Genomic DNA, 20,966 nt, shown 5'->3' with positions numbered 1-20,966 from the left:
ATTGTCATGACAACCACACGGCCGGAACTCATCGGCACTTTCGGGATGGTCGCCTCGACCCACTGGCAGGCATCGGCCGCCGGCATGGCCATGCTGGAACAAGGCGGAAACGCTTTCGATGCCGCAGCGGCGACCGGACTCGCCCTGCAGGTGGTGGAACCGCACCAGAACGGGCCCGGCGGCGAGGCGCCCCTGCTATTGTACGATGCCGCGGGACGCACGGTGCGCGCGCTGTCAGGCCAGGGCGTGGCGCCAGCAGCGGCCAACATCAGCCGGTTCAGCGATCTTGGTCTCGACCAGGTCCCCGGAACCGGCCTGCTTGCCGCCTGTGTGCCGGCGGCTCTGGCAAGCTGGCTGACCCTGATGCGCGATCACGGCACACTCCCCCTGACCACTATCCTGTCTCCGGCCATCGCGCTGGCCGAACGCGGTTATGGGGTGGTTCCCATGCTGCAGGCCGTCACCGAGTCTGTCGCCGGCTTCATTGTCGACAACTGGCCGGCTACGGCGGCGCTCTATCTTGACCACGGGAAGCCGCTTCAGGCCGGCACCCTGTGGCAAAACCCGACTCTGGCGGCGACGTTTCGGCGCCTGCTGAAAGAGGCGGAAGCCGGCGGTGGCGGCCGTGAGCCGGTGCTCGACCGGGCCATCAGGACCGTCCGGCAGGGCTTCATCGCTGAAGAGATTGACCGCTTCTGCCAGAGCACGACGGCCATCGACTCGACCGGCCGCGCACATAGGGCCTGGCTGACCGGCGAAGACATGGCGGCCTGGCGGCCGTCATGGGAGTCGCCGGCCACCTATGACTATACCGGCTGGCAGGTCAGCAAGCTCGGTCCCTGGAGCCAGGGGCCCGTATTCCTGCAACAACTGGCCTTGCTGCAGGACGATGATCTGGCCCGCCTCGACCCGGTGGGGCCGGACTTCATTCACCTGATGGTAGAGGCCGGCAAACTGGCCTTCGCCGACCGCGAAGCCTGGTATGGCGATCCCGCGTATGTGGATGTGCCTTTGGCCACGCTGCTGAGCAAAGCCTATAATCAAAGCCGCCGCGGCCTGATCGGCGACAGGGCTTCTCTCGATCTGCGGCCTGGCACACCCGATGGCCGCACACCGCACCTGGTGACCCTTGCCAACGCCGGCCACATGACCGGCGCCGCCGGGGTCGGTGAGCCGGCCCGCCACCGTCTCGCCACGCCGCGCCATCCGACTGAGCAACCAGGCGACACCGTGCACCTGGACGTGATCGACAGCGCCGGCAACATGGTGTCGGCCATGCCCAGCGGCGGCTGGCTGCAAAGCAGCCCGGCAATACCGGCCCTCGGCTTTTGCCTGGGTACGCGGATGCAGATGTTCCATCTGGATGCGGCCCATCCCTCGGCCCTGGCGCCAGGCCGGCGACCGCGCACCACTCTATCCCCCGGGCTGGCCATCACAGGCGATTCCGGGCTGGCCTTCGGCAGCCCCGGTGGCGATCAGCAGGACCAGTGGGCGCTGGCTTTGTTCCTGCGTCACATCCACCACGGGTTCGACCTTCAGGCGTCGATCGAAGCGCCGATGGTGACCAGCGAGCACGCGCCCTCGTCCTTCTATCCGCGTCAGGGGCGACCGGGCGTCCTGCTGGCCGAATCCCGGCTGCCTGCCGCCACCGTGACCGAGTTGGTCAGGCGTGGCCACCGCCTGGAGCAGGTCGGGCCATGGGATCTTGGCCGGCTCAACGCCGTGCGCCGGGACGGGGCGGTGCTGCGAGCCGGCTCTACGCCACGCTACGGTCAGTCCTATGCCGTCGGCCGCTAGTCCTTCTGTGGCCGCTGCCAGGCCCTGAGGCCTTGGTGAGCAAACAAACCGCCGCCGCCGACGGTCGCTGGCACCGCCGGGTGTGGCGGCTGTCATGGCCGGTCATCCTGGCCAACCTGTCGGTGCCCATGCTGAGCGCGGTGGACGCCGGGCTCATGGGCCACCTGCCGGATCCATCGTTTCTTGGGGCCGTTGCGGTGGCGGCGGTGATTTTCAACTATCTCTACTGGGGGTTCGGCTTTCTCCGCATGGGCACCACCGGCCTGGCGGCGCAGGCCTGGGGGGCACGCGACAGCAACGAGGTGCGCGCCACCTTCGGCCGCGCCATGCTGCTGGCATGGGGCCTGGCTCTCATCGTCCTTGCTCTGCAAGAGCCCATGCGTCTGCTGGCCTTTCGCCTGCTACAGGCAAGCGCCGACGTGGAGAGCCGCGCCAGCCTCTACTATGCCATTCGCATCTGGGGGGCGCCCGCCACCTTGTCCAACTACGTCATCCTGGGTCTGTTGCTCGGCTTGCAGCGGCCGATTGCGGCGCTGGTGGTACAGGTGGCAATCAACGGCCTGAACGTTGCCCTCAGTGTCATCCTGGTCATCGGCTTTGACATGCAGGTTCAAGGCGTGGCGCTGGGTACTGTCATGGCGGAATATGTGGGGCTGGCTATCGGTCTCGCTCTGGTCGCCCGCGTCCTCCATGCCACCGGGGGACGCTGGATCATGCGCCAGCTCAGCGATCTGCGACGGTTCGTCGCCCTGGCCCGCATGAACAGTGACATCCTCATCCGCACTCTGCTGCTGGTCAGCGTATCCGCATACTTTATCGGCCGCAGCGCAGAGTTCGGTGACAACGTCCTTGCCGCCAACGCTCTTATCTTTCTGCTACAAAGCATTGTTGCTTTCGGCCTTGATGGCTTCGCTCATGCGGCAGAAGCCCTGATCGGTGACCGCCTGGGCGCACGCGACAGGGCGGGCCTGCGCCGGGTCGTGCGCGCCTCTACGCACTGGGCGGTTGTGGTGGCCCTGGCCTTTTCCGTTGTGTTTCTGGTGGCGGGATCGGCGCTGCTCGACCTGCTGACGGACCTGCCGGACGTGCGAAAGGAAGCGCTCCGCTATCTGCCCTGGGCCGTTGCCTTGCCCATTCTTTCCGTTTGGAGTTTTCAACTGGACGGAATCTTCATCGGCGCCACCCGGACCGCCGAGATGCGCAACGCCATGGTCTTCTCCACGGCGGTTTTTGCCGGATTAGTGTGGCTTCTGATACCGCTGATGGGGAACCACGGTCTGTGGCTCGCCTACAGTATTTTTATGGTTGTCAGGGCCTTAACGCTGGGCCTGTACTACCCGCGCGTGGAGCATGCAGCGAACCCGCCGGCGGCATAGCCTTGCTGCCGTCATCCCCCGCAATGTCGCCACACTGCGTCGCTACGGTGCGTCTTGCACGAGGCCAGCGACTCCCGTATGACGTGGCGGCCCAACAGGGCGGTTCCGTGACATCACACAACATAGACAGTTGAATGGCTCCCGATTCAGGAAATCCGCGATCACGCGCCAATCTATCCAACGACGCCGCGCCCGCTGGCCGGAGTGGCCGCGATGATCCAGAATCCCAGCGCCTGACCCAGTCCATTGGCCATACGGTACGACAGCGGCGACGCGAGCTGGGCATGACCGTGACCGAGGTCGGGCGTGTTGCCGGGCTGTCGGCCGGCATGCTGTCAAAGATCGAGAATGGCGCCACGTCTGCATCACTGACCACTCTGCAAAGCCTGTCGCGCGCGCTGGCCGTTCCGCTGTCCACGCTGTTCGCTGGCTATGACAACCAGACGAAAGCGAGCTATGTGCCACATCGCGGTGGCGATGAAGTGGAACGCCGGGCCAGCCGCTTTGGCTACCGCTATCAGAGCCTGACCAGCCGCAGCAGCCAGACTCCGGCCATCGAGGCCCATGTTATCGAAAGCACGGAACAGTCGCAGAGCCGGCCTGATTCGCAGCACGACGGTGTGGAGCTGGTCTATGTGCTGAGCGGAAGCGCCCGCTGGCGGCACGGCGATGACACCTATGATCTGGGTGTCGGCGATTCTCTGTTCTTCGATGCCTCCGCGCCGCATGGGCCGGATCAGGTTCTGGAGGCGCCGTTCCGCTTCCTCAGTGTCAACGCCTATAGCAGCAAAGTGGACCCTGCGGCCTAGTTGGCCGCCTACAGAAATACCGAGTCCGGCTCGGCCGGAGTCACCCGCGGCAGATAGCCACCCGCACCCGGCTTGCCGATGACATCCTTGCCGTCAAAGATCAGCTCGCCACGTAAATATGTGGCGGCCGGCTTCCAACCCAGGGCCATGCCGTGGAACGGGCTCCATTTGCCTTCGTCATGCAGCCCGGCTTCATCAAACGTCCAGTTCGTCCGTTCGACAATGGCGAAATCCCCGTCGGCGCCAATCTCGATGGCGCCCTTGCGCGGATACAAGCCAAAGAATCGGGCCGGCGCCAGGGACAGTAGCCGCACCGCCTCGGTCAACTCCATGCCACGCTCGTCCACTGCCATGGTCAAAAAGCCGGGCATCAGGGTCTCTACACCCGGTACGCCGGCACCGCAGGCAAAGATGTCTGGCCCGCTCTTGCGTTCGGCTGTCCAGCCCACATGGTCGGAGGTAACGAACGCCACCTTGCCATCCAGCACCTGCTCCCACAGCATTTCGTTTTCAGGTGCCGGACGGATCGGCGGCCCGACCTTCAGACGCGCACCCTCGCGCACCATGTCTTCGTTGGTGAATTTGAGATAGTGGAAGCAGATTTCCGCCGTGGCACGGGTTCCCATGTCGCGATAGGCCTCGACCAGCTCGTATCCTTCAGCCAGCGAAAAGTGGACAATGTGCACATGTGCGCCGGTCGCCGCGCCTAGCTCCATGAAGTTGGCGGTCGCCAGCATCTCGGCCGCCGCCGGCCGCGACGGCTCATAGACTTCAGCCCCGGTCTGGCCCGCATTCTTGAACCGTTTGGTCGCCGCCGCAACGATCTCCTGGTCTTCGTTGTGCAGACCGGCCGGTATACCCGACCGCGCCAGCTCATCCAGAATCTCCAGCAACTGATCGTTGGGGATGCGAGGGAAGCGCTCGGGATGGGTTTCAAAACTGGAAAACTTGAAGGCGGCGACACCGGCCTCGATCTGCTCGCCGACCCTGGCCGCACCTTCGCCCTTGCGGCATGTGCCGTAGAAGGCCACGTCGATGTGGGCGGTCTTGTCGGCCACTGCCGCCTTCTTCTTCAGAACGGCCAGGCTGGCCAGCGGATCGGGATTGTCATAGGGCATGTCGACAATGGTGGTCACCCCGCCGGCCGCCGCCGAACGGGTGATGATCTCGATACCGGCATAGCCATCCTTGCTACCGGAATGAGTCTGGCCGTCGACGATGCCCGGCAGAACATAAGAGCCGCGCGCATCACGGCTTTCCCTGGCGGCCGGTGCGTCACCCGCACCGATGGCGGCGATGCGTCCGTCACGGACCGTGACCCAGCCGTCCTCCAGAACCCGGTCCGGCAGGACGATATGGCCGTGAATAATCAGGTCGGCGCTCATGTCAAACTCCCTCTGGCTGCCCCCGGAAGATGTGCCTGGGCCACCGCCTGGTCAAGGCACACGGCGCCCAGCGCCAGAGTGGCCGCCGCCTGCGTCGGTTCGATAACCGGAATACCGAGGGCCGATTCCAGCGGCTGACGGAAACGCGCCATGCCGGCGCAGCCCATGACCAGAACCCCGGCGCCATGACGATCACGCAGATCGCGCCCCACGTCAGTCATGCGGCCCAGGGTTTTTTCCTCATCCGCCAGACCGGCGACGCCGATATCTATGGCCTGATCGGCGGCCAGCCGGTCTATGACCCCGAGCGAACGGACATAGCGCAAATGCCGTGGAATGCTCCGCGACAGAATCGAAATGATGCCGAAGCGATCACCCCGGGTCAGCGCGGCGAAGATGCCCGATTCGGCAATACCAAAGACGGGTTTGGCTGTCGCCTCGCGGGCTGAATACAAACCAGGATCGGAAAAACAGGCGACCACGAACGCCGCAGCGCGATTGTCGTTGGCGGCGATCAATCGGCACAGCGGATCAACAACGCCGTCCACATGGCGCTGGGTTTCAATACCCGGTGGTCCGTCGGCCAGTGTCAAACACTCAATCTCCGGCCCGCCGGACAGGCGCAAGCCATCAAGTGCTGCCGAAATCCCGGATGTGACCGTTTCGCTGGAGTTGGGATTGATGACGATGATTCGCTGCTCGCTCATGAATGCAACTCCGGTAGGGACAAAGTGACAGGCCTCACTCCGGTGGCGCAACCGCGCCGACCTGGTCCGTAATGATACGATAATGCTCAGGTCGGCGGTGGGCGGCAAAATTGAAAATAGTGCGTTTGCCGAAATTAGCCGCATCCAGATCACAGTCGGCGACGATAAGCTCGTCATCCATGGTCCGCGCCTGGGCGACGATCTCGCCACTCGGCGCGACAATGACGGTGCCACCCATCAGCGGGTGGTCATCTTCCACCCCGGCCTTGGCGACGCCAACCACCCATGTGCTGTTCTGATAGGCGCCCGCCTGCATCGTCAGATGGTTGTGGAACATGCGGGTATGGGGAGCTTCCTCTTTCGATTGAGAGTTGCCGATCGGCGTGTTGTAGCCAAGCATGACCATCTCGACGCCCTGCAGGCCCATCACCCGGAATGTCTCCGGCCAGCGACGGTCGTTGCAGATGGCCATGCCCATGATGCCGCCCATGGTGCGCCATACCGGAAAGCCCAGATCACCCACTTCGAAATAGCGTTTCTCCAGGTGCTGCCAGAAGCGGTCCGGGTCAAACTCCGCATGGCCCGGCAGATGGACCTTGCGATACTTGCCGACGATCTGGCCGCCATGGTCCACCAGAATAGATGTGTTGTAGCGGTGCACCTGACCGGCCTCTTCCGTCAGCTCGGCATAGCCGAGATAGAAGCCGATGCCATATTTCCTGGCCGTATCGAATATGGGCTGCGTGGCCGGGCCGGGCATCTGGTGTTCGAACCAGGTGTCCACTTCCGCCTGGTCTTCCATGTACCAGCGAGGGAAAAAGGTGGTCAGGGCCAGTTCCGGCAGGACCACCAGGTTGCATCCATGACGGTGCGCGCTTTCCAGCAGGCGGCAGATACGGCCGACCACCTCTTCGCGCGTCTCGCTGCGCTGAATGGGCCCCATCTGGGCTGCGCCCACTGTCATTATCCGCGCCATGCCGTCCTCGTCAGAGCTCTGTCCAGGAGATACGTCCGGCTGGTGCCGGCCCGCATCGCCCATGATAGGAAGCCAGCCGGCGACTGCCAAGACAGCGCCCGGTCAATAGCCCTGCTTGCGGTTCACACGGTTGGCCATGGGCCGGCCGGCCCGCGTCGCATCATAGGCCGCGACAATCTGTGGCAGAGCGGTCTCAATATTGGTGATGCTGGAAACGTGAGGAGTCATGTGCACCCGCGGGTGGCTCCATACGGGATCGTCTGCGGCCGGCGGCTCGGTTTCGAACACATCCAGCATGGCGAAGGACAGCTGCCCCGTGTCCAGCGCCTGGAGAAGGTCCGCCGTCACCACATGGGCGCCGCGCGCGCAATTGACGATGCCGCCGCCAACCGGCATGGCCCAGAAGACATCCCGGTCCAACAGGCCGCGGGTTTGTGTTGTCAGGGGCAGAAGGTTCACCAGCAGATCGCACCACGAGACGAGGCGCGCCAGCCCGTCCGACCCGGTATGACACTCGATACCCTCTATCTCGCGGGCGGTGCGCGACCACCCCCCGACCTTAAAGCCATTGGCGGCCAGCCGTCCGGCCACCAGCCGGCCGATCTGGCCAAGGCCCAGAACCGCTACGTGAAAGCTGCCGGCATCTTTCTGGGGCAGCCGCTGCCACTCCTGGCGTGACTGCTGAAGGGCGTAGTCATCGAACCGCCGCTGAAAGCGAAGCGTCGCCGCCAGCACATATTCCGCCATCCGGTTGGACATCACCGGATCGACGACGCGCGCGACGGGCACCGATTCAGGAATCTCGCCCTTGGCCAGAATGGCATCCGTGCCGGCACCCATGACACAAACACCCGCCAGTCTATCCAGATCGGCAAAGAACCCGGATGGCGGATTCCAGACGACCGCAAAGGTAATGTCCGATGGGTCGCCGATGTCCGGCCAGACCCGGATACGGGCGTCGGGCATGGCCCGGCGCAGGCCGTCGAGCCACTGGTCGCGATTGGGCCAGTCAGTATGAAACAGAATGCTCATGCTTAGGCTCTGGTTGTGATGACACGGCCTTGGGGCTAGCGGATCTCGTCAACCGGTTGCCGGCTCTCATTAAACACAGGACGTGTCAACGTTTCGGTAATTTCGGCCGCAGGGGGTTGAGGTTCGATCTCCGGCGGCGAGGGCCATCCGGCCTCCGGTGCAACCACGCTGCGGTCAGAAATACCGGAATCCCGGCCAGAAATGGATGAATCCAACCACCCGTCCAGGATCAGCACCATCAGGCCGACCGCCGCGAGCAGGGCCACCGCGAGAGTCAGTCGGGCCGGCGTCATGGCGGCCTGAACCCGCTGACATCCATCTCCACCTCCAGCGGCGGCGCATCGCCGGCCCGCCGGGTGCGCGACCGGATATTCATGTTGGTTAGAATCAGCAGAGGTCGCGCCTCTTCCAGGCGATACAGGGCCTGTTGAATCCCGGCCAGCCCGCCGCGTAGCCGAACACGCACCGTTGTCTCATCCAGGCCACCCAGTCCGCGGGCCGTGGCCAATGCATCGACCGACACTACCTCCAGCCCCGCATCGTCCAGCACCGAACCGACCATCTGGCGCAGCAGCGCCTGCGCCTCTGTTTCATCGGCCGCAAAGAGGTAGAGGGCGCGCCGCTGCGGGCTGGCGAAAACCTCCGCCAACCGTGCATCCAGCCCGGGCATTTGCGCCGCCTGGCGGCGCGCCCGGTCAAGTTGCGACTCAAGCCCGGCGATGGTGCGCTCGCCGGCAACAATCGCGCTCAACACCGGCTGCACGACAAAGCCCCAAATCACGAGGGTGGTTAAAGCCAGCAGGGACCAGGCCACCAGGCGATTGCGCCGGCGTTCCGTTCTTGCCTGATGATGGTCTTCCGATACGCTCATCGCTCGAACCCGGCCAGACCGATCGTCAGTTGCACATGGTGGCGGCGCGTCGTCGGATCAAAGGTCGGCGCGAAACGATGGCGAGCCGAAGAGAACAGCGGATCGGCCGCCAGCATGTCCGCCAGATCATCCGGCGATCCTGATGACCCACCGAGAGTTGCCGACCGCTCTGAAACATAGAACTGAACCAGTGACGTGTCATTCGGCAGTCGTCGGCTTACAGCGTCCAGCACCGACACCATGTACGGTCGGGTGCGCCGCCGTTCGACCAGCGCGGACCACGAAGTCATGACCGTGTTGAGTCGCGCTTCGATCACCGCCGCATCGCCCGCCGCCTGTTGCTCTGCGGCAACCGCCTGCTCCAGGTGACTGATGCGCGCCTGCTGACGAATGAGAGGGCTGACACCGGCGGCGATCGCCAGAATCAGCACGCCGGCCAGGGCTGGTCCGACAAAGCGGCTCGCACCGTCACGCGGCAACGCCGGACCCTGGGTCAGCAACGCCAGGTCTCGCCACCGCGCCGCATCAGTGCCGGCGGGCGTCACCACCAGAGGGCGGGCCAGCGTCCATTGCGTCAGCCGGGACACCAGGCCTACCGCGGCGTCCATGGACTGGCGGTGCGCCACATGGACGTCCAGGTCCACCTCCTGGCCTGCTGTCAGGGCGCTACGGTCTGTGGCCACCCACGGTCGCTCAGCCGCGCCGTCGTCCAGACGCTGGCGAATGATCGCGGCCATTGTCGCCTGTCGATCACGCACATAGTCCCGCCGCGCCGTGCGCACACGCAGCCGCGCCGTATCCGCCACCGCCAGCCTTACGATGATGGGGAGCTTCGCAATCGCCGGATAGCGGTCCAGCAGAGCGCGCCACTCCTCCTGTGCCAGCGCGTCCGGCGCATCGGCTCCTGGATCACTCAGCGCTACCCGGCCGAGGGCGCTCATCCAGCCGCGCCGGTAACGGCTGACGTGCAGTCCATCGCTATCCCGGTCAAAAACGACCGCCTGGCCAGGCACGGCCTGGGCCCTGCGCCATGATGGCGGCAAGGTCTCCCACAGGGTTCGCCACCACCATCTGAGGAATGTTGTGACAGGACCGTTCATTGCGTTCTCATGTATTTGCGGCGCTACGCCGCATCATGCCCACGCCAAAACGAAGAAGGGCGGAGCGTCCCCCAACGCTCCGCCCTAACCATCGCACGACCGGCCGGGCCCCCGTCCGCCGGCGACAGCCGGAACCCGGCTGCCTGGCGATGGCGTTACCGACGAGTGCTCGCAGGAGTCATTCGCCGGATCGGTACACCCACACGACAAATCGGCGGGCCTGTTCCCGAACGCCGTTGGCCTGAGCCGCAGGCGAAGGGCCGTATTAAGGGCCCGGTACCGGAAGCTGTCAATCAGGTCGCCGGGCACGTCGCCGGGCCGGTCACCGGGCAGGTGGTAGCACGGACAGGCCCGCCCCGGGCGCCCCGGCGGACGGTCGGTGCGCATCGCTTTCTGCCGTGAACGGGCGCATCAGAAGGTTCCGAATGGTCGCGTCTATATCCGCCGTGTCATGCAGAATGGCGCACACCGCCTGACAGATCGGCATATCCACACCCAGCCGATCCGCCAGCACCACCACGGCGCGGGCGCTCTCCACGCCCTCCACGACGCCGCGTGACGTCCGCAGCACCTCCCGCAACGTCCCGCCTTCACCCAGCGCCTGGCCCAGCGCCATATTGCGTGAGCGCAGGCTGGTGCAGGTCAGGCTCAGATCGCCGACCCCGGCCAGACCAAGCAATGTATCCGCCCGCCCGCCCAGCGCCACGGCGAGGCGGCTGGCCTCCGACAGGCCGCGTGTAATGATGGCCGCCCGGGCATTTTCGCCGAGGCCACGGCCCTGGCTGATGCCGCAGGCGATGGCGACGATGTTCTTGACGGCGCCACCGACCTGGACCCCGACGGGATCGAAAGAAACATAGGGCCGGAAGACCGCGGTGCCGAAAGCGGCGGTTACGATGTCCGCCGTCGCCACGTCCTGGCGGTCTACGGCAACGCTGACGGCGGTCGGTTTACCGGCCGCCACCTCGTCGGCGAAGGTCGGCCCGGACAGGATGGCAAGAGGGAATCCGCCAAGTGCGGCGCCGGCCAACTGGCTCATCAGTCGGCCGCTCGAAACCTCGATCCCTTTAGCCGCAATGACCAGCGGCCGTGGCGCCGCTGCCAGCCGCGCCAGTTGCTGGCAGACTGCGCCGAGCGCCTGGGCCGGTACCGCCAGCACCCAGACTGCAGCGTCCCTGACCCTTTCCAGCTCAGCCGTAATCCGCAGCGCCGCGGGCAGCGCCACACCAGGCAGGCGGGGGTTTTCCCGCACGCCCGTCAGATGGCGCGCCGTTGCCGGATCGCGCACCCACAGAGTGGTCGCACAGCCATTGCCCGCGGCAACAAGGGCCAGGGCTGTTCCCCATGCACCGCCGCCAATGACCGCGACTGATGTCATAGCGTCAGGCGCCGCCGCCCTCGGCCGCCACCAGGCGCTGACGCTGTTCGCCGAGGCCGGTGATGCCGAGCCGCATCTCGTCGCCTGGTTTCAGAAAGACCGGCGGCTTCATACCCAACGCCACTCCCGGCGGCGTTCCGGTAATCATGACATCGCCCGGCAGCAGGGTCATGTACCGGCTTACATCGGCGATCAGTTGGGCAACGGTAAAGATCATGGTGCCGGTACTACCGCGCTGTCTTTTCTCACCATTGACATCGAGCCACATGTCCAGCGCCTGCGGGTCCACCACTTCGTCGGCGGTGACCAGCCATGGGCCCAGCGGACAGAAGGTGTCCGGGCTCTTTCCCTTGGTCCACTGGCCACCGGGAGCGCCCTGCCATTTGCGTTCCGATACGTCGTTGGCCAGCACATAGCCGGCCACATGGGACAGCGCGCTTGACTCCGGAACATAGCTGGCGCGGCGGCCGATGACGACGCCCAGCTCTACCTCCCAGTCCACGTGTGTTGCGCCCCGCGGAATCACTACATCGTCGTTGGGACCGTTGAGTGAGGTCAGGGGCTTGTAGAATACGATCGGTTCGGGCGGCGGTGCCTGGCCGGTTTCCGCCGCGTGGTCGGAGTAGTTCAGTCCAATTGCGACTATCTTGCCAATACCGGCCAGGGGCGCGCCAAGCCGAGTGCCCGCCGCAACCTCTGGCAAGGTCGCCGGATCAATGCCCGCCAGCCGTTTCAGGGAGTCAGTCGCCAGCACGGCGCCGGTGATGTCATCGACCACCGCCGAGAGATCCCGAATGACGCCGGCGCCATCCACCATGCCAGGCTTTTCCTGACCGGACTTGCCAAATCGAACCAGTTTCATGGAACCGCTCTCTTCCCTCATTGCCTTGGTGACAGGCTGCCGTTCACCGCGACCGCGCCGGTGAACGTCTGCCCGGTTAATCCAGCCTGACTTCGCGGTCCGAACCGGCGGCCCGGCCGATGGCCGACAGCACTGCCGCGCCATGCACCGCATCGCCAGTCGGCACCCGGAACGGAACGCCATCGCGCACCGCCTCGGCAAAGCACTCCAGCTCCGCCCGCTCCAGGCTGACCGGCTCAAACCGCTCGGTTCGCGGTGGGTACTCCAGTCGCACCACCTCCAACGCTTGGGGCGCGGCGCCGACGCCGCGCATCTCGGCCCAGCCGCCGGTACCGAAAACCTGCACACGGTACAACATGCCGGTCGCCGTCACGGTGGCCAGGTGGCCCGTCTGACCACCGACGAAACGTAGTTGAACCGATGTGGTGTCGTCCACGTCGCCGGCCACCGCCTGGCGCAGGGAAAGAGCGCGCACGCCTGCCACCGGCCCGCACAATGCGATCATGGCATCAAGGCAGTGTACGCCGAGGCCGGTCATGCCACCGGTCGGGCTTTCCGCAGGCTCGCCGCGCCAGCCCCGCTCGCCCGTGCGAAAGCCCATGGGACCGCAGAAATTGGCCTCCACGTGCAGGATATCGCCAAGATCGCCATCGGTGACAATATCAACCAGACGTTCAAACGCCGGCAGAAACCGGCGATTGAAGCCGACCGCCAGAACCACGCCGGCCTTGCGGCAGGCGTCCGTCGCCGTCTGGGCGGCGGCGCCATCAAGGGCCAGTGGTTTCTCGCAGAACACGTGGCGGCCGGCGGCCGCGGCGGCAATGATCTGCGCCTCGTGCTGGGAATGGGGTGTGGCAATCACCACCGCGTCCAGATCATCCCGCGCCAGAAGAGAATCGAGGCTGTCTTCCATGGCGATGGCGCGGGCGGTGGCCCACTCGGCTGCCGTGGCCGGAGTCCGTGTCGTACCGGCGACAAACCGGATGGCGTCGGATGGGTCAACGCCCTCGCCCTGAACGCTGTCGACCAGAGTCCGGCCCCACCATCCCATGCCCAGAATGCCCGCGCGTATGCTCATCTCTCGCCTGCCCGTCTGGTGATATTTCGGGCCAGACTAGACCATCCCGGCAACAGATACAGGCCGCACCCGCCTCAGCCGCCGTCAGCGACACTATCCAGCGTCCGGCGAATTTCCGCCTCACGCGCCGCCAACGCCGCCGCCTCGTCGGGCCGTCCCGTTTGCCGCAACAGCCGGGCATAGACCTGCAGCGCCGGAATCATCGTCGGGTGGTCGCCGGCCATGATCACCGACCACAGGTCCAGCGCCCGCACCAGCATAGGCTCCGCTTCGGCAAACCGACCGTCGGCGCGATAAACCTCGGCCAGGCTGACCAGGCTGATCGGTCGACGGAAATCATGCGAGCCATAAGTCTTGGCAAAACGCAGCGCGCGCTCAAGCTGGTCGGCAGCCAGCACATAGTCACCGCCGCCATAGGCGGCCAGACCATAGGCCCGGGTCAGTTGCCATTGCTCGGCGGCCACCGGTGGCGCACCCGCACCGCCGATAGTCTGCGCCAGGGCCGGGATAACCCCGGCGACCAGAAAAAGGGCCAGCAGGCTCAGCCCGCCAACTGCCCTCACAGACCAACGCCGCGCTTTACCAGTCGAGAACCGTGCCGTCGGCCGCAACCGCGCTGCGGGCCAGCATAGGCTCCGCCCCCATGGGATGGCGCGCCGCGGCGCTTTCATCAATCTCGATTCCCAGTCCAGGTGCATCAGGGGCCAGCCAGTGTCCGTCCTGCACAACGAGAGTGGACCTTACCACCTCGTCATACCACGGGACGCTGCGCAGCATGGTCTCCTGGATCACACTGTTGGGAGTGGCAATGTCGAAATGCAGCGCCGCCGCCCCTGCCACTGGCCCGTTAGGGTTGTGCGGCGCCACACCCATCAGGTGGCTTTCCGCCATGGCGGCGATCTTGCGCGCTTCCCACAAGCCGCCGCAGTGGCTCAGGTCCGGTTGCACGATGTCCACCGACCGGTGAGCAAAGAGCGCCAGCCAATCGGGCCGGGCATAAAGCCGCTCGCCTGTCGCCAGCGGCACTTTGCTGGCCACCGCCACGTCGCGCATGGCGATCTCGTGTCCTGGCGGCAGCACTTCTTCGACGAACAGCGGCCGGCCTGGCGTCAGGGCCTCCACATAAGCGCGCGCCACAGCAACCGAAGGCGGGCGGCCGTGTAGATCCACCATGATGTCCACGCCGTCGCCCACGTGATCGCGCAGCGCATCCATCAGCATGCCGGTCTGGCGCACGTCCGGCAGGGCGGCACGGTAGTGGGTCGGCGGCACCAGCAAGACCTTGAACGCGGAATAACCGGCCGCCACGATATCGTCCGCATGGGCCTTCAGGCGACCCACGTCCGGCGCCTCGTAGACCGCCGCGGAATCCCCCAGCGCCAGGTGCGTGTAGAGCCGTACGCGCTCGCGTACCTTGCCGCCCAGCAATTGCCACACCGGCACACCCAGCGCCTTGCCCTTGATGTCCCACAGCGCCTGCTCGATCCCGCTGACGGCGGACAGGCCAATGGCGCCAAGGCGCCAGAAGCCGTGCTTGGTCATGGTCTGGACCAGATGCTCTATGGCCAGGGGGTCCTGCCCGGCGACCAGTGGCGTCAGATCGTCCACACAGGCAGCGACGGCGCGCGTCTTCCACTCCAGAGTGGCCTCACCCCAGCCGTGCAGGCCGGGCTGGTCGGTCAGGACTTTGACAAAAACCCAGTTGCGCATGCCGGCATCGACGATACGCGTTTCCACACCTGTGATCCGCATGCCAGTGATCCGTATACCCGTGACCCTTATGACGTATCCGGTGCTGAAATTAGCGCCCGGCGCTTTCTTTCCACCGTGCCATGAGGCCGTTGGACGGCAGGGATTCGTCCACCAGCTTTTTTGCCGTGGCAACGCCGGCGATCGGCAGGCCGGCGGGATCAAGGACGCCGATCTGCACCAGGACCGAAGCCTGATCCCAATAGATATGCTCGTGGTAGAGCTTGGGCCCGCGGAAATTGACGATCGCCACCAGCGGGATTTCCACATACTTCCCGGTCGGCGCAACACCGGGCAGCATCCAGTCGATTTCCATATCGTGGGTGAAGCAGAACAGCATTTCATCCACCAGCCGGTCGGGACCGATGGTCCGCGAGATCGGCACCAGCCGGGTGTCCTGCGGCGTTTTCGGAATGAAATGATGTTTGTAGAATCGCAGCAGTTCGTCATGGCCGACGCCGCCGGTCATGGTCGGGATGTGGTTGACATAGGGCGCGCTGACCATGGTCTGCATGGTGGCCTCGGCGTCCCGCGTGGCGAACTCCATGGCGGTGTGCTCGTCCCACAGGGCGCTCAGGTCGTATTGCGGGCCAAGACAACGGCGCAGCAACGCCATGGTGCGTGAATGCGCCATCCATGCGGCTGGCTTGTCATAGGCCGGCCGGCCTTCCGCGGAAAAGCCATGACCGGCGCCAGGATAGACGTACACTGACACATCGTCCCGGCCGCCAAACGCCTGCTGAATAGCGGCCACGGCCTCCGGCGGCGCATGGCTGTCGGTCTCGCCAAAATGCAGCACCATGGGGCACGAAACCTTGGCCAGATCCTCGGTGTGGCGCTCGATGCCGACACCGTAATAGGCGACTGCTGCCGCCACGTCGGTCCGCGCGGCGGTCAACACCGCCAGCCGACCGCCCAGACAATAGCCGACCGCGCCTACAGCACCTGTGCATTCCGGACGCTGCCGCAAAGCGCTGATGGTCGCCGCCACGTCGACAATCGCCAGGTCCGTATCGAGTCCCCGGCCCAGAGCCATGGCGCGCTCAAAGTCAGCTTGCGAATAGCTCAGCGAGACACCCGGCTCCTGCCGCCAGAACAGGTCCGGCACAGCCACCACATAGCCCTCTTCGGCGAAGCGGTCGGCAACATGGCGCATGTTGGCATTGATGCCGAAGATTTCCTGCAACAGGACCAGCCCGGGTCCGCTGCCGCCTTCGGGTGTGGCAAAGTAGGCCTTGAATGTGCCGCCGTCGGCGGCGGTGACGATGATCTCGGACATGCCGGCTCCCCTTGCCTGTCGGTTTGGCCGCGAGGGTCGGTCGCCAGGCCGCACCTGTCAACGAATCCCGACTCGCCGCGGACTGGCCGGACTAAAACTGCGGGCAGCGATGTAGCGCTGGTGAGACCAGCAACGCGGTGGTCGCCACAACCGTCCCATCGTCCGTGCGGACCACGCTCAGGCCGTGCTCGTCACTGACCGCAAAGCGATAGGCATGGCCCGCCTCAAAAATCGCAACCACACGGGCGCAGCCGTCAAAGGGCCCGTCGAAGGCATCGGTCAGGTCGCCAAGATGCCGCATAAGACCGGTGGACGGGCGGCCCTCTTCCGCGAACAGCACAACCACGGCGTGTTCACCGGGCAGGACGGCCATGGCCTCCCGCCCGGGCCACAGGCGTTCGCCGTCCAACCGCTCAAAAGACACCCTGGCCCCACGCTCGCCGGCGACGGTGCGAAGGATCGCTACCTCGCCATCGGACCGCAAGGGGCCGTCATATGCCTTGAACGGGGCGCAGGCGGCGACCAGCACCGTGACCAGCAGGCAGACAGGCAATGTGCGTCGCATGACCACACGCTAGCGATGATACGTGGCCTGTCAATCGGTCGTATGCGCGCGCAGTCGGGAGTCGGCCCCTGTTTTCCTTTTGCCGTGCTGCCGCCAAGATGCCGGCGGGGCAGACTGAGACCCCGACACGGGCAGGGGCAAGGGACACAGACCATGACCACCACCATAGCGGCGCGCATGCGGGCCGGCGAATGCATCGGCAGCATCTGGCTGCAGAGCGGCTCGACGGCCATTGCCGACATGGTTGCCGAAGCACGGCCCGATGCCATCGTCTTCGACGTTCAGCATGGCCTGTGGCCGCGCCAGAGCCTGTTTGACGCCATTGCCACCGTGCGCGACCGTACCACGCCAATTGTCCGCGTCGCGGAAAACACCGACACCGCAATCTGTGAAGCTCTGGACATGGGGGCCGAGGGCGTTATCGTTCCCATGGTCAACACGCCGGAAGAGGCGGCGCGCGCCGTCGCCGCCGCCCGCTTCGCACCGCAGGGCCATCGCTCGGTCGGCGGCATTCGCACCACCCTCGCCATCAAGCCCTATCTGGCGCGGGCCAATCGCGATCTGATGATTGCCGTCATGATCGAGACGCCCGCGGCCGTGGACAGCGCCGAAGCCATCGCCCGCACACCCGGCCTCGACATGGTGTTCGTTGGTACCGGCGATCTCGGCGTTGCCTATACCGGTGCGCCGGACCCGGCGCCCGAAACGGACGTGGCGGTGGCCCGCGTACTGGATGCCTGCAGCCGTGCCGGCGTCCCCGGCGGCGTCTTCTGCGCTTACGCCTCCTTTGCCATAGAGCGTCGCCGCCAGGGGGCTCGTTTCGTCTCCATCGGCGGCGACGGCGCCCTCATGATGATGGGCGCCAAACAGGCCCAGAGCCTGTTCGCCACCGGTGGCAACACGCTCGGGGCGCGGCCCGTCAGCGGCGCAACACTGTTCGTCAGCGGAGCCAATCGCGGCATTGGCCGTGAGATCGTCCGCGCCGCCGTAACGGCCGGGGCTACTCGGATTTATGCGGCCAGCCGCACATCTGGCGCGCTGGATGACCTGGCGGCAGAAGCACCGGAGCGAGTCCAGCCGGTGGTGCTCGACGTCACTGACCATGATGCGGTGACGGCCATGGCCAGCCGATGCCGCGATGTCTCCATTCTCATCAACAATGCCGGAGTCAATCACAACGTCTCGTTGCTGACCGCACCTGACCTGGCGGGTGCCCGCCAGGAGATGGAAGTCAATTATTTCGGCACCCTGGCCATGTGCCGCGCCTTTGCACCGGTGCTCCGGGCCAATGGCGGCGGCGCCATCGTCAATATGGAATCCATCCTCAGCCGCATGCCGCTGCACATCATGGGCTCGCTTTGCGCGTCAAAAGCGGCGGGCTTGTCGCTGACCCAGTCGCTGCGGGGCGAGCTCCGGCCACACAACACGCTGGTGGTGGCGATCATGCCGGGGGCGGTGGATACCCGCATGACCGCTGGTCAGGACTTTCCCAAAGAGCCGCCCGGACGGATTGCCGAGGCCCTGGTGGATGCCCTGCAGCGCGGCATAGAGGACGTCTACCCTGGCGATATGGCGGGCGGCGTCGCCGCGGGTCTGGCTCTCGACCCCAAGGCGGTAGAGCGGCAGATGGCGGAGATTCGGTCCGCCTGACGGCGACCCCTGCACGCGCCTGCGGCGAGCCCACGGCCCAACTGGAGTACCCTCCTGTGACCTCATCCGACCGATCGGCCAATCCCATGTTTGGCCCCAACCCGTTCAAGCTTGGCATTTTCTCTGCCAATGCTGACGGCGGCCTGGCCATCACCCGCGTGCCGGAGCGCTGGGCCGCCCGCTGGGACGATGTGGTGACGGTGGCGCGGCTGGCCGACCGGGCGGGCATCGAGTTTTTCCTGCCGATCGCCCGCTGGAAGGGCTTCGGCGGTGAGACCAATGCCCGCAGCCTGTCCTACGAAACCCTGACCTGGGCTGCCGCTTTGGCCGGGCTGACAGAGCGTATGTGTCTGTTTGCAACCGTTCACGCCCCGCTGGTCCACCCGGTGTTTGCGGCCAAGGCCCTGGCCACCATTGATCAGGCAAGTCACGGGCGGGCCGGCCTTAATATTGTCTGCGGCTGGAACGCCGAAGAATTCGCCATGTTCGGCAGCGCCATGGTGGACCATGACGGCCGCTATGATCAGGGTCTGGAGTGGTACGAGATCCTGTCACGAATTGTGCGTGGGGACGGACCGTTCGACTATGCCGGCCACTACTACACGCTGACCGGTGTCGAAGGTCGGCCGGCCACGGTGCAGCAACCGCGCCCGGTCACCATGTCGGCTGCCTTCTCTCCGGCCGGCCGGCGCTTTGCCGCCGGCACAAGCGATTTCCTGTTCACCGTCTTCGGCGAGATCGAAGCCGGCCAGCAGCAGATCGCCGCCATCCGCCAGCTCGGCGCCGATGCCGGCCGCGACCTGTCCGTGTTCACCACCAGCCATGTGGTGTGCCGCGAAAGCGATCGCGAGGCGGAGGAGTACTACCACCACTATGCGGAAGACATGGCCGACCATGGCGCGGTGGACCATCACATGGCCATGCGCCAATCCGGATCACAGCAGGACCCGGAAGTCTTCCGCCGTCATCGCAAACGCTTCGCCGGCGGCGTCGGCACCTTTCCTCTGATCGGTGCGCCGGAAACCATTGTCCGTCAGATGATGGCCATGCACGAAGCCGGCTTCGCCGGTACTACACTGTCCTTCGTCAATTTTCTGGACGAGTTGCCCTTCTTTCTCGACCGGGTTCTGCCGCTGATGGAGCAGGCCGGTCTGCGGCACCCGGATAATGGCGGCGGCGGCTGAACCACTGGCCCTGGGCTGCGCAGCGCCCCGCATCGCCCTGCCACTGGTCCGCCGGCTTGACTGGCTGGCCGCCCGCGCCTGGCCGCCTCTGTATATTGAGCGCCAGCGCGGCTGGCTTCTGAGGCGCAATGACGGAGAGTTTCATCGTGCCAACTCCGTTCTCGCCCGGCACGGTTGGGCCGGCTTCGCTCCGGACAGCGCCATCGCCGACGTCGAAGCGCACTATACGGCGGCCGGCCTGCCGCCGACCTGGCAGATTTCACCAGCCAGCCAGCCAGCCGGTCTAGATGACCGCCTGGCCGTGCGCGGCTATCGGCTGGACGACCCGGTCCATATCCTGACCCGTCCGCTGGCCGGCCTCGACAGTGTTCTGCCGGCATGTGGGCGCACCCTGCGCATCACCACGGCCGGTCGGGCGAGCCGCGCCTGGCTCGACACCTGCTGGCCGGCAGATGAGCATCCTGGTCGTCGCGACAACGGCGCCCGCTTGCTGCAACGCATCCGCCCGGCCACGGTCTTTATCCTGGCATCGTGTGACAACATACCGGCCGCCAGCGGACTGGTGGTGGCGGAGCGGGGCTGGGCCGGGGTCTTCTGTATGCGCACCGCCCCGCGGTTCCGCCGGCGCGGTGCGGCACGCGCCATCCTTCGCGCCGCCGCCGAGGCCGCCGCCGCACTCGGTGGGCGGCAAATCTATTTGCAGGTGGAGGCGGCCAACCAACCCGCTATCGCCCTCTACACCACCGCAGGATTTGCACCGGCCTATGGCTATCACTACCGGGTGGCGGACGGCTGATCCTTCGCTTCTGACCGGCGCGGCCAGTGCATCTCGCGTACCGGCTTCCACCACCGGGTAGTGACGCTGGTCTGGTCGAAGGTCCGATAGGGATCAATCGCCTTATAGGCGGCGTAGGGACCGCTCCAGTCCTTGCGACGGGCCTTGTAGGCGAGAAATCCGGCATGGTCGTGGTAGGCGAAAAGCATCAGCCAACGCCCGGTTGGCCGGCCATCCCGATCCCTCTGGCGGTAGTGCTCAACGCCGGCCCACTCAGCGAACAGTGTCCTGTGATGACGGCTGACAAAGTCGAACCATTGGCTGATCGCCGCGTCGTGCTCCGCCGTCATGCTGTCCAGCGGCCGCCACCACTCCGCTTCGACAAACATTGCG

General features: G+C 65.7%; 21 protein-coding genes. 6 read left to right on the top strand and 15 right to left on the bottom strand.

The annotated features are described in order from the left end of the window. Positions 1 to 6 precede the first annotated feature (6 nt). The 3 genes from RIE31_05025 (at position 7) to RIE31_05015 (ending at position 3,982) form a co-directional block, all read left to right on the top strand. Entirely contained in the window at positions 7 to 1,797 is a 1,791-nt protein-coding gene (locus RIE31_05025) for a gamma-glutamyltransferase family protein (protein ID MEQ8639959.1), read from the top strand. A 35-nt stretch (positions 1,798 to 1,832) separates the two neighbouring features. Next, the gene (locus tag RIE31_05020; GenBank protein MEQ8639958.1) at positions 1,833 to 3,173 is read left to right on the top strand and encodes an MATE family efflux transporter; all 1,341 of its coding nucleotides are present in this window, start codon (positions 1,833 to 1,835) and stop codon (positions 3,171 to 3,173) included. A gap of 134 nt (positions 3,174 to 3,307) precedes the next feature. Further along, complete coding sequence (locus RIE31_05015) at positions 3,308 to 3,982, top strand: XRE family transcriptional regulator (protein ID MEQ8639957.1); 675 nt, start codon at positions 3,308 to 3,310, stop codon at positions 3,980 to 3,982. 8 nt (positions 3,983 to 3,990) lie between these two features. Here the strand turns inward: RIE31_05015 and RIE31_05010 are convergent, their stop codons facing one another. The 14 genes from RIE31_05010 to RIE31_04945 all read right to left on the bottom strand — a co-directional run bounded on the left by RIE31_05010 (position 3,991) and on the right by RIE31_04945 (position 16,964). Further along, positions 3,991 to 5,367 carry an amidohydrolase family protein gene (locus tag RIE31_05010; protein ID MEQ8639956.1) on the bottom strand — a complete coding sequence of 459 codons (1,377 nt, stop codon included), beginning with the start codon at positions 5,365 to 5,367 and terminating at the stop codon, positions 3,991 to 3,993. Beyond that, positions 5,364 to 6,074, bottom strand: coding sequence for an aspartate/glutamate racemase family protein (locus RIE31_05005; protein MEQ8639955.1), 711 nt, complete (start codon positions 6,072 to 6,074; stop codon positions 5,364 to 5,366). Before RIE31_05005 ends, RIE31_05010 begins: the two co-directional genes overlap by 4 nt. A 34-nt stretch (positions 6,075 to 6,108) precedes the next feature. Continuing rightward, the gene (locus tag RIE31_05000; protein MEQ8639954.1) at positions 6,109 to 7,050 is read right to left on the bottom strand and encodes an N-carbamoyl-D-amino-acid hydrolase; all 942 of its coding nucleotides are present in this window, start codon (positions 7,048 to 7,050) and stop codon (positions 6,109 to 6,111) included. A 102-nt stretch (positions 7,051 to 7,152) separates the two neighbouring features. Beyond that, the gene (locus tag RIE31_04995) at positions 7,153 to 8,082 is read right to left on the bottom strand and encodes a glyoxylate/hydroxypyruvate reductase A (GenBank protein ID MEQ8639953.1); all 930 of its coding nucleotides are present in this window, start codon (positions 8,080 to 8,082) and stop codon (positions 7,153 to 7,155) included. A gap of 35 nt (positions 8,083 to 8,117) precedes the next feature. Beyond that, the gene (locus tag RIE31_04990) at positions 8,118 to 8,375 is read right to left on the bottom strand and encodes a hypothetical protein (GenBank protein ID MEQ8639952.1); all 258 of its coding nucleotides are present in this window, start codon (positions 8,373 to 8,375) and stop codon (positions 8,118 to 8,120) included. Continuing rightward, positions 8,372 to 8,953, bottom strand: a complete 582-nt coding sequence (gene gspM, locus RIE31_04985) for a type II secretion system protein GspM (GenBank protein MEQ8639951.1) — start codon at positions 8,951 to 8,953, stop codon at positions 8,372 to 8,374. Before gspM ends, RIE31_04990 begins: the two co-directional genes overlap by 4 nt. Beyond that, positions 8,950 to 10,053: a hypothetical protein gene (locus tag RIE31_04980; GenBank protein ID MEQ8639950.1), complete on the bottom strand. Its 1,104-nt coding sequence runs from the start codon at positions 10,051 to 10,053 to the stop codon at positions 8,950 to 8,952. The genes gspM and RIE31_04980 overlap by 4 nt, the downstream gene beginning before the upstream one ends. Positions 10,054 to 10,375: 322 nt before the next feature. Then, positions 10,376 to 11,431: an NAD(P)H-dependent glycerol-3-phosphate dehydrogenase gene (locus tag RIE31_04975; GenBank protein MEQ8639949.1), complete on the bottom strand. Its 1,056-nt coding sequence runs from the start codon at positions 11,429 to 11,431 to the stop codon at positions 10,376 to 10,378. 4 nt (positions 11,432 to 11,435) lie between these two features. Further along, positions 11,436 to 12,293: a fumarylacetoacetate hydrolase family protein gene (locus tag RIE31_04970; protein ID MEQ8639948.1), complete on the bottom strand. Its 858-nt coding sequence runs from the start codon at positions 12,291 to 12,293 to the stop codon at positions 11,436 to 11,438. 76 nt (positions 12,294 to 12,369) lie between these two features. Next, positions 12,370 to 13,371: a Gfo/Idh/MocA family oxidoreductase gene (locus tag RIE31_04965; GenBank protein MEQ8639947.1), complete on the bottom strand. Its 1,002-nt coding sequence runs from the start codon at positions 13,369 to 13,371 to the stop codon at positions 12,370 to 12,372. Positions 13,372 to 13,445: 74 nt separating this feature from the next. Continuing rightward, positions 13,446 to 13,934, bottom strand: a complete 489-nt coding sequence (locus RIE31_04960; protein MEQ8639946.1) for a tetratricopeptide repeat protein — start codon at positions 13,932 to 13,934, stop codon at positions 13,446 to 13,448. A gap of 16 nt (positions 13,935 to 13,950) precedes the next feature. Next, positions 13,951 to 15,123: a galactonate dehydratase gene (gene dgoD, locus RIE31_04955; GenBank protein ID MEQ8639945.1), complete on the bottom strand. Its 1,173-nt coding sequence runs from the start codon at positions 15,121 to 15,123 to the stop codon at positions 13,951 to 13,953. Positions 15,124 to 15,172: 49 nt separating this feature from the next. After that, positions 15,173 to 16,399: a dienelactone hydrolase family protein gene (locus RIE31_04950; GenBank protein MEQ8639944.1), complete on the bottom strand. Its 1,227-nt coding sequence runs from the start codon at positions 16,397 to 16,399 to the stop codon at positions 15,173 to 15,175. A 91-nt stretch (positions 16,400 to 16,490) separates the two neighbouring features. Continuing rightward, positions 16,491 to 16,964, bottom strand: coding sequence for a hypothetical protein (locus RIE31_04945; protein ID MEQ8639943.1), 474 nt, complete (start codon positions 16,962 to 16,964; stop codon positions 16,491 to 16,493). Positions 16,965 to 17,117: 153 nt separating this feature from the next. Here RIE31_04945 and RIE31_04940 point away from each other — a divergent pair, with 153 nt between their 5' ends. From RIE31_04940 to RIE31_04930, 3 genes are read left to right on the top strand one after another with little or no spacing between them, the layout of a single operon-like run. After that, on the top strand, positions 17,118 to 18,614 hold the full coding sequence (locus RIE31_04940) for an SDR family oxidoreductase (GenBank protein ID MEQ8639942.1): 1,497 nt from the start codon (positions 17,118 to 17,120) through the stop codon (positions 18,612 to 18,614). 56 nt (positions 18,615 to 18,670) lie between these two features. After that, positions 18,671 to 19,798: an LLM class flavin-dependent oxidoreductase gene (locus RIE31_04935; protein MEQ8639941.1), complete on the top strand. Its 1,128-nt coding sequence runs from the start codon at positions 18,671 to 18,673 to the stop codon at positions 19,796 to 19,798. Next, on the top strand, positions 19,782 to 20,594 hold the full coding sequence (locus RIE31_04930; protein MEQ8639940.1) for a GNAT family N-acetyltransferase: 813 nt from the start codon (positions 19,782 to 19,784) through the stop codon (positions 20,592 to 20,594). The genes RIE31_04935 and RIE31_04930 overlap by 17 nt, the downstream gene beginning before the upstream one ends. Here the strand turns inward: RIE31_04930 and RIE31_04925 are convergent. Continuing rightward, a complete protein-coding gene (locus RIE31_04925; GenBank protein MEQ8639939.1) occupies positions 20,573 to 20,962 on the bottom strand; it encodes a hypothetical protein in 390 nt (129 codons plus the stop codon). The genes RIE31_04930 and RIE31_04925 overlap by 22 nt on opposite strands. Between the last annotated feature and the right edge of the window lie 4 nt (positions 20,963 to 20,966).

Source organism: Alphaproteobacteria bacterium (genome assembly GCA_040218575.1).
GTDB lineage: Bacteria > Pseudomonadota > Alphaproteobacteria > JAVJRE01 > JAVJRE01 > JAVJRE01.
The sequence above is the reverse complement of the archived record's forward strand: the minus strand, read 5'-3'. Positions and strand labels throughout refer to the sequence as shown.

Bases quoted from the DNA above. Each gene is read 5' to 3' on its own strand.
- RIE31_05010 (MEQ8639956.1), bottom strand. From the start codon at position 5,367: ATGAGCGCCGACCTGATTATTCACGGCCATATCGTCCTGCCGGACCGG.
- RIE31_05005 (MEQ8639955.1), bottom strand. From the start codon at position 6,074: ATGAGCGAGCAGCGAATCATCGTCATCAATCCCAACTCCAGCGAAACG.
- RIE31_04965 (MEQ8639947.1), bottom strand. From the start codon at position 13,371: ATGAGCATACGCGCGGGCATTCTGGGCATGGGATGGTGGGGCCGGACT.
- RIE31_04925 (MEQ8639939.1), bottom strand. From the start codon at position 20,962: ATGTTTGTCGAAGCGGAGTGGTGGCGGCCGCTGGACAGCATGACGGCG.
- RIE31_04950 (MEQ8639944.1), bottom strand. From the start codon at position 16,399: ATGTCCGAGATCATCGTCACCGCCGCCGACGGCGGCACATTCAAGGCC.
- gspM (MEQ8639951.1), bottom strand. From the start codon at position 8,953: ATGAGCGTATCGGAAGACCATCATCAGGCAAGAACGGAACGCCGGCGC.
- RIE31_04995 (MEQ8639953.1), bottom strand. From the start codon at position 8,082: ATGAGCATTCTGTTTCATACTGACTGGCCCAATCGCGACCAGTGGCTC.
- RIE31_05015 (MEQ8639957.1), top strand. From the start codon at position 3,308: ATGGCTCCCGATTCAGGAAATCCGCGATCACGCGCCAATCTATCCAAC.
- RIE31_04940 (MEQ8639942.1), top strand. From the start codon at position 17,118: ATGACCACCACCATAGCGGCGCGCATGCGGGCCGGCGAATGCATCGGC.
- RIE31_04945 (MEQ8639943.1), bottom strand. From the start codon at position 16,964: ATGCGACGCACATTGCCTGTCTGCCTGCTGGTCACGGTGCTGGTCGCC.
- dgoD (MEQ8639945.1), bottom strand. From the start codon at position 15,123: ATGCGGATCACAGGTGTGGAAACGCGTATCGTCGATGCCGGCATGCGC.
- RIE31_04990 (MEQ8639952.1), bottom strand. From the start codon at position 8,375: ATGACGCCGGCCCGACTGACTCTCGCGGTGGCCCTGCTCGCGGCGGTC.
- RIE31_05000 (MEQ8639954.1), bottom strand. From the start codon at position 7,050: ATGGCGCGGATAATGACAGTGGGCGCAGCCCAGATGGGGCCCATTCAG.
- RIE31_04930 (MEQ8639940.1), top strand. From the start codon at position 19,782: ATGGCGGCGGCGGCTGAACCACTGGCCCTGGGCTGCGCAGCGCCCCGC.
- RIE31_04975 (MEQ8639949.1), bottom strand. From the start codon at position 11,431: ATGACATCAGTCGCGGTCATTGGCGGCGGTGCATGGGGAACAGCCCTG.
- RIE31_04980 (MEQ8639950.1), bottom strand. From the start codon at position 10,053: ATGAACGGTCCTGTCACAACATTCCTCAGATGGTGGTGGCGAACCCTG.
- RIE31_05025 (MEQ8639959.1), top strand. From the start codon at position 7: ATGACAACCACACGGCCGGAACTCATCGGCACTTTCGGGATGGTCGCC.
- RIE31_04970 (MEQ8639948.1), bottom strand. From the start codon at position 12,293: ATGAAACTGGTTCGATTTGGCAAGTCCGGTCAGGAAAAGCCTGGCATG.